6 protein-coding genes are annotated in these 6,148 nt (G+C 65.1%); 4 read left to right on the top strand and 2 right to left on the bottom strand.

All coding sequences use genetic code 11. The annotated features are described in order from the left end of the window. Positions 1-179: 179 nt before the first annotated feature. Positions 180-1,505 (bottom strand): murein transglycosylase A, encoded by a 1,326-nt coding sequence (locus AB4Y40_RS33545; protein ID WP_368691499.1) that lies wholly within the window; start codon positions 1,503-1,505, stop codon positions 180-182. A gap of 88 nt (positions 1,506-1,593) precedes the next feature. Then, entirely contained in the window at positions 1,594-1,968 is a 375-nt protein-coding gene (gene apaG, locus AB4Y40_RS33540) for a Co2+/Mg2+ efflux protein ApaG (protein ID WP_028208771.1), read from the bottom strand. A gap of 207 nt (positions 1,969-2,175) precedes the next feature. Between apaG and rpe the strand changes: the two genes are divergently transcribed. From rpe to AB4Y40_RS33520, 4 genes are all read left to right on the top strand, one after another. Beyond that, positions 2,176-2,874 carry a ribulose-phosphate 3-epimerase gene (gene rpe, locus AB4Y40_RS33535; RefSeq protein WP_368691498.1) on the top strand — a complete coding sequence of 233 codons (699 nt, stop codon included), beginning with the start codon at positions 2,176-2,178 and terminating at the stop codon, positions 2,872-2,874. Next, positions 2,871-3,578 carry a phosphoglycolate phosphatase gene (locus AB4Y40_RS33530; protein WP_368691497.1) on the top strand — a complete coding sequence of 236 codons (708 nt, stop codon included), beginning with the start codon at positions 2,871-2,873 and terminating at the stop codon, positions 3,576-3,578. Before rpe ends, AB4Y40_RS33530 begins: the two co-directional genes overlap by 4 nt. A gap of 476 nt (positions 3,579-4,054) precedes the next feature. Next, a complete protein-coding gene (gene trpE / locus AB4Y40_RS33525) occupies positions 4,055-5,548 on the top strand; it encodes an anthranilate synthase component I (protein ID WP_368691496.1) in 1,494 nt (497 codons plus the stop codon). Between the two features lie 14 nt (positions 5,549-5,562). After that, positions 5,563-6,138, top strand: coding sequence for an aminodeoxychorismate/anthranilate synthase component II (locus AB4Y40_RS33520; protein ID WP_324151375.1), 576 nt, complete (start codon positions 5,563-5,565; stop codon positions 6,136-6,138). Positions 6,139-6,148 lie beyond the last annotated feature (10 nt).

The raw sequence follows: 6,148 nt of genomic DNA, 5'->3' as shown, positions 1-6,148 counted from the left end.
CGCTTCGACAAGCAGGGGAAGGGTGTCAACCAGCATGGCGACGAAAGTTAACATCGCCGCGACGTGTTTACAACCCCTTTGCTCCACCAACAAAAATGCCGTTCAGTTGCTTAACTGAACGGCATTACGGCAAACGCCGGCTTTTTCGCTTCTCGTGCTCAGCGCAAGCGCCACGGCGATCACGAGTTCGGGAACAGCAGCCACATGCGGCCGCCCTGCTTCATCTTGCCGGCCAGATCGCCGGCGTCGTCGCCCAAGCCCCAGAAATAGTCGGCGCGCACGCCGCCCTTGATTGCCGTGCCCGTGTCCTGCGCGAACACGAGCCGGTTGAGCGGCGTATTCGTGAGCGGGCGCGTGGTCTGGAGAAACACCGGCGTGCCAAGCGGAATCGACGACGGATCGACGGCAATCGAGCGTTCCGGCGTGAGCGGCACGCCGAGCGCACCGATCGGACCGTCCGCGCCGCCCTGCGCGTCGCCCTCGGAGCCGCCCATCTCGCGGAAGAACACGAAGCGCGGATTGGTGTCGAGAAGCGCGTCCACGCGCGTCGGGTTCGCGCGCGCCCATGCCTTGATGCCCTGCATGGTCGCCTGCGCGGGCGTGAGTTCGCCGTGGTCGAGCAGCCAGCGCCCGATCGACTTGTATGGCTGGTTGTTGGTGCCGCCAAAGCCCACCCGCATCACGCTGCCGTCTTCCATCACGACGCGCCCGGAGCCCTGCACCTGCAGGAAGAACGCTTCGATCGGATCGTCCACCCACACGAGTTCGTTGCCGTTGAGCGCGCCCGAACGTTCGAGCTGCGCGCGCGGCGGCAGCGCGCCCCCCGGACGATAGCCGGACGGCCAGCGGTACAGCGCGGTCTGATAGACGCCGTGACGCGTGCGCGAACCGTGCAGCAGCGGTTCGTAGTAGCCGGTCACGAGGCCGTCGAGCGTGCCGTCGTTGTTGGCAAACTGATAGGGCGTGAAATACGTTTCGAAGAATGCACGTGCGCTCGAGGCGTCCAGGTCGTCGAGCTGCGTGGCCGCCGAGCACGCGCGCTGCCAGCGAGGATCGCGCGCGAGGCGCGTGCAGTTCGCGCGCAGCGCCGCGGTCACGCCGATCAGCGAGTCGTCCTGCCAGCCCGGCACCTGCTGCCAGGCGACCGCCGTGAGGCGTTGCGCGGCGAGCTGCGAGGGCAGCGTGGGCGCCCCCTTGGGCGGCACGTTGTGCACGTAGCTCGGGCCGCCGCATGCGGCAAGCAAAGCCGCCAGCGAAGCCGCGCCCAACCAGCCGCCTAACCGCAAGCCCAGGCGGCTTCCCCCACGTCGAAGTGCGGACCGCACGCAATATCGCACCTTTGTGAATCCCGGCATCACCGGGGCATCGAGAGGGGAATCGACGTCAAAATCACGCCTACAATATTGGCTCTCGATGGATGCCGCCATGTCAGAACTGCTCGACGAATACCCGATGCTCATGTTTGGTCTGGAAGCGCTCCTTGCGCTGTTCCTGCTGGTTTTCATCGTTGTGTGGACCGCGTCGGGCAGGAGGAAGCAAGCCTCGCGCGACGATCGGCGTCAGGACTAGCAGACCCCGATTTCTCGCGGCGGTTCAATGCAGCGTGCGCGGCATGCGCAGCACGAACTCGGGCACGGGCGCCTCGAAGCGCTCGGCGTCCTCGGCGACGCAGAAGTACTCCCCGCGCATGGTGCCCACCGGGGTCGCGATCACGGCCCAGCTCGTGTACTCGAACTGCTCGCCCGGCTTCAGAAGCGGCTGATGGCCGACCACGCCCAGCCCCTTCACTTCCTGCACGTGATTTTCGCTGTCGGTGATCACCCAGTGGCGCGCGATCAGCTGGGCGCTCACCTGACCGGTATTGCGAATGGTCAGCGTGTACGCGAAGGCATATTGCCGGCGCTCCGGGTCCGATTCTTCGGGCAGGTAGCGCACCTGCGACGTCACGCTGAATTCGTACTGGCTCATCCCTGTTCCATTCGCTTAGGCGCGGCTGCTGAGTCGGTTGACTGAGACGCCCGCGCGGCAAGGCGCTCGCGAGGCGCGGCACATGGTTTGGCATTCTGCTTGATGCAACGGGCACCCGCAACCCGGCGCGGCCCGCGGCGCCCGCCGCGAAAGGCTCTCCTACTGACGGTAAAATACGGTTTTTCCGACAGTTTTCCGATTGCCGCCATGACGCAATTCCGCATCGCCCCCAGCATCCTCTCCGCCGACTTCGCGCGTCTTGGCGAGGAAGTCCGCAACGTCGTCGCTGCCGGCGCCGACTGGATCCACTTCGACGTGATGGATAACCATTACGTGCCGAACCTCACCATCGGCCCGCTGGTGTGCGAGGCGATCCGCCCGCACGTGAGCGTGCCCATCGACGTGCATTTGATGGTGCGCCCGGTCGACCGCATCGTGCCCGACTTCGCCAAGGCCGGCGCGAACCTCATCAGCTTCCACCCGGAAGGCTCGGACCATATCGACCGCACGCTCTCGCTGATCCGCGACCACGGCTGCAAGGCGGGCCTCGTGTTCAACCCGGCCACGCCGCTGAACTACCTCGACCACGTGATGGACAAGCTCGATCTCGTGCTGATCATGTCGGTGAATCCGGGCTTCGGCGGCCAGTCGTTCATCCCAGAGGCGCTCAACAAGCTGCGCGAGGCGCGCGCGAAGATCGACGCCTACACGGCCCGTACGGGCCGCGAAATCCACCTCGAGGTGGACGGCGGCGTGAAGGTCGACAACATCGCCGAAATCGCGGCGGCTGGCGCGGACACCTTCGTGGCGGGCTCGGCGATCTTCGGCAAGCCCGACTACAAGACCGTGATCGACGAGATGCGCGCGCAGCTCGCCAGCGTCGCCAACAGCGCGAACGCAAAATGAACGCCCCCATCCAGTTCACGGCGCCGCGCATCGAAGCGGCGCTGATCGACCTCGACGGCACGATGGTCGACACCGCCGACGACTTCGCTGCCGGCCTGAACGGCATGCTCGCGCAGCTCGACGCCGAGGAAACCACGCGCGAGGAAGTGATGGGTTACGTGGGCAAGGGCTCGGAGCACCTGATCCGCAGCGTGCTCGCGCCGCGCTTTGCCGCGGACAACGTCGAGGCGCGCTTCGATGAAGCGCTCGCGCTCTACCAGGATGAGTACGCGAAGATCAACGGCCGCCACACGCATCTGTACCCGGACGTCGAGGCGGGCCTCGCCGCGCTGCGCGACCAGGGCATCAAGCTCGCGTGCGTGACCAACAAGCCGCACCGCTTCGCCGTCGAGCTTCTGCAGCAATACGGCCTCGCGCAGTACTTCGAAGTGGTGCTCGGCGGCGACAGCCTCGCGAAGAAGAAGCCCGACCCGCTGCCGATGCTCACGGCCTGCGAGCGCCTGGGCGTCAAGCCCGCGGCGGCCGTGGCGATCGGCGATTCGGAGAACGATGCGATTGCGGGCCGCGCGGCCGGCATGGCCACGCTCACGGTGCCCTATGGCTATAACCACGGCCAACCTGTACAAAAAATTGGATCGGATGGTATAGTTGCCTCGCTGCTCGACGCCGCCAAGGCGGTCGCAGCGCACAATGATCTGACTTAAGTTCTCAACTGAACGTCAACTATCCTCATGTTTCTGAATAAAAAACGGAGTCTGAGCACGATCGACCGGGGAGCCTGGCCCTGGCGTCGCTGGTCGCGCTAACCTCACTTGAGGTTCGCTGAAGTTCGCCTTCAGCACCGTTTTTTACTTCGCTGCGCACTCGCGCGTGTCTCGACTCTAAACTGTTGCGGTAACCCGTCGGCTGGTCTGGCCGTTGGCTTTCGTGGTCCTTGCGTGTCGTTTCGCCGTTCGCGGCGAGGTGCGCCAGGCACGAGCGGCTGCGCCTCACCTTCCGCCGATGTACCGCACGCCGGCCCGGCAAGCGCTGCCTCATCAGCACGATCCTGGGCCGCACGAGCGAGCGCCAGCGGCCATCAAGCACTCAAAAACAAACGCCTCGCGCTCACCGCGCGCCCCGTTTTGAGCCGCACTGGGCCCGCACCCGCCGCGATTGGCAGCACGAACAGGATCGGAACATGACCGAACTCGAATTTCAGTCCCTCGCCAACGAGGGCTACAACCGCATCCCGCTGATCGCCGAAGCGCTCGCCGATCTCGAAACGCCGCTCTCGCTGTATCTGAAGCTCGCGCAGCCCGAGCGCGGCGGCGCCAATTCTTTCCTGCTGGAGTCCGTGGTGGGCGGCGAGCGCTTCGGGCGCTACTCGTTCATCGGCCTGCCGGCGCGCTCGCTGATCCGCACGCGCAACGGCGTTTCGGAGGTCGTGCGCGACGGCCAGGTGATCGAGACGCACGACAGCGATCCGCTCGAATTCATCGCGCAGTACCAGGCGCGCTTCAAGGTCGCTCAGCGTCCAGGCCTGCCGCGCTTCTGCGGCGGTCTCGCGGGCTACTTCGGCTACGACGCGGTGCGCTACATCGAGAAGAAGCTCGCCGATACCTGCCCGACCGACGACCTCGGCCTGCCCGACATCCAGCTGCTGCTGACCGAAGAAGTCGCGGTCATCGACAATCTCGCGGGCAAGCTGTATCTCATCGTCTACGCCGATCCGCAAACGCCCGAGGCCTACACCAAGGCGAAGCACCGCCTGCGCGAACTCAAGCAGCGCCTGCGCACCACGGTGCAGCCGCCGGTGACCTCGGCCAGCGTGCGCACCGAAACGTTCCGCGAATTCAAGAAAGACGACTACCTCGCCGCCGTGCGCAAGGCGAAGGAATACATCGCCGCGGGCGAGTTGATGCAAGTCCAAGTGGGCCAGCGCCTCACCAAGCCGTATCGCGACAATCCGCTGTCGCTTTACCGCGCGCTGCGCTCGCTGAACCCGTCGCCGTACATGTACTACTACAACTTCGGCGAATTCCACGTGGTGGGCGCGTCGCCGGAAATTCTCGTGCGCCAGGAAAAGCGCGGCGAGGACCGCATCGTGACGATCCGTCCGCTCGCGGGCACGCGGCCGCGCGGCAACACGCCCGAGCGCGACGCCGAACTCGCGACCGAACTGCTCAACGACCCGAAGGAAATCGCCGAGCACGTCATGCTGATCGACCTCGCGCGCAACGACGTGGGCCGCATCGCCGAGATCGGTTCGGTGGCCGTCACCGACAAGATGATCATCGAGAAGTACTCGCACGTGCAGCACATCGTGAGTTCGGTGGAAGGCAAGCTCAAGCCCGGCACGAACAATTTCGACGTCCTGCGCGCCACCTTCCCGGCCGGCACGCTCTCGGGCGCGCCGAAGGTTCGCGCAATGGAACTGATCGACGAACTCGAGCCGGTGAAGCGCGGGCTCTACGGTGGCGCGGTCGGCTATCTCTCGTTCAACGGCGAGATGGACCTGGCCATCGCGATCCGCACCGGCCTCATCCACAACGGCAATCTGTATGTGCAGGCCGCCGCGGGCGTGGTTGCGGATTCGGTGCCCGAATCCGAATGGCAGGAAACCGAGAACAAGGCGCGCGCCGTGCTGCGCGCCGCCGAGCAGGTGCAGGACGGCCTCGACAGCGACTTCTGAGCGGAGAAAAGACCATGTTGCTCATGATCGACAACTACGATTCGTTTACCTACAACATCGTCCAGTACTTCGGCGAACTCGGCGAAGACGTTCACACGTACCGCAACGACGAAATCAGCATCGACGAAATCCGCAAGCTCAACCCCGCGCGGATCTGCCTCTCGCCCGGACCGAGCAACCCGCAGCACGCGGGCATCACGCTTGACGTGCTGCGCGAATTCGCAGGCAAGACGCCGATTCTCGGCGTGTGCCTCGGCCATCAGGCGATCGGCGAAGCGTTCGGCGGGCGCGTCGTGCGCGCGAAGACCATCATGCACGGCAAGGTGAGCCAGATCGAAACCGACTGCAAAGGCGTGTTCGCCGACCTGCCGAAGCACTTCAACGTCACGCGCTATCACTCGCTCGCCATCGAGCGCGAGTCGCTGCCCGACTGCCTCGAAGTGTCGGCCTGGACCGACGACGGCGAAATCATGGGCGTGCGTCACCGCGAGCTTGCGGTGGAAGGCGTGCAGTTCCATCCGGAATCGATTCTCTCGGAGCACGGCCATGCCCTCTTCGAGAATTTCCTGAAGCAAACCAAGAGCGCTTGACCCGGAGGCG

Origin of the sequence: Paraburkholderia sp. EG287B (assembly GCF_040965595.1) — a bacterium.
In the GTDB taxonomy this organism is placed as follows: domain Bacteria; phylum Pseudomonadota; class Gammaproteobacteria; order Burkholderiales; family Burkholderiaceae; genus Paraburkholderia.
The sequence above is the reverse complement of the archived record's forward strand: the minus strand, read 5'-3'. Positions and strand labels throughout refer to the sequence as shown.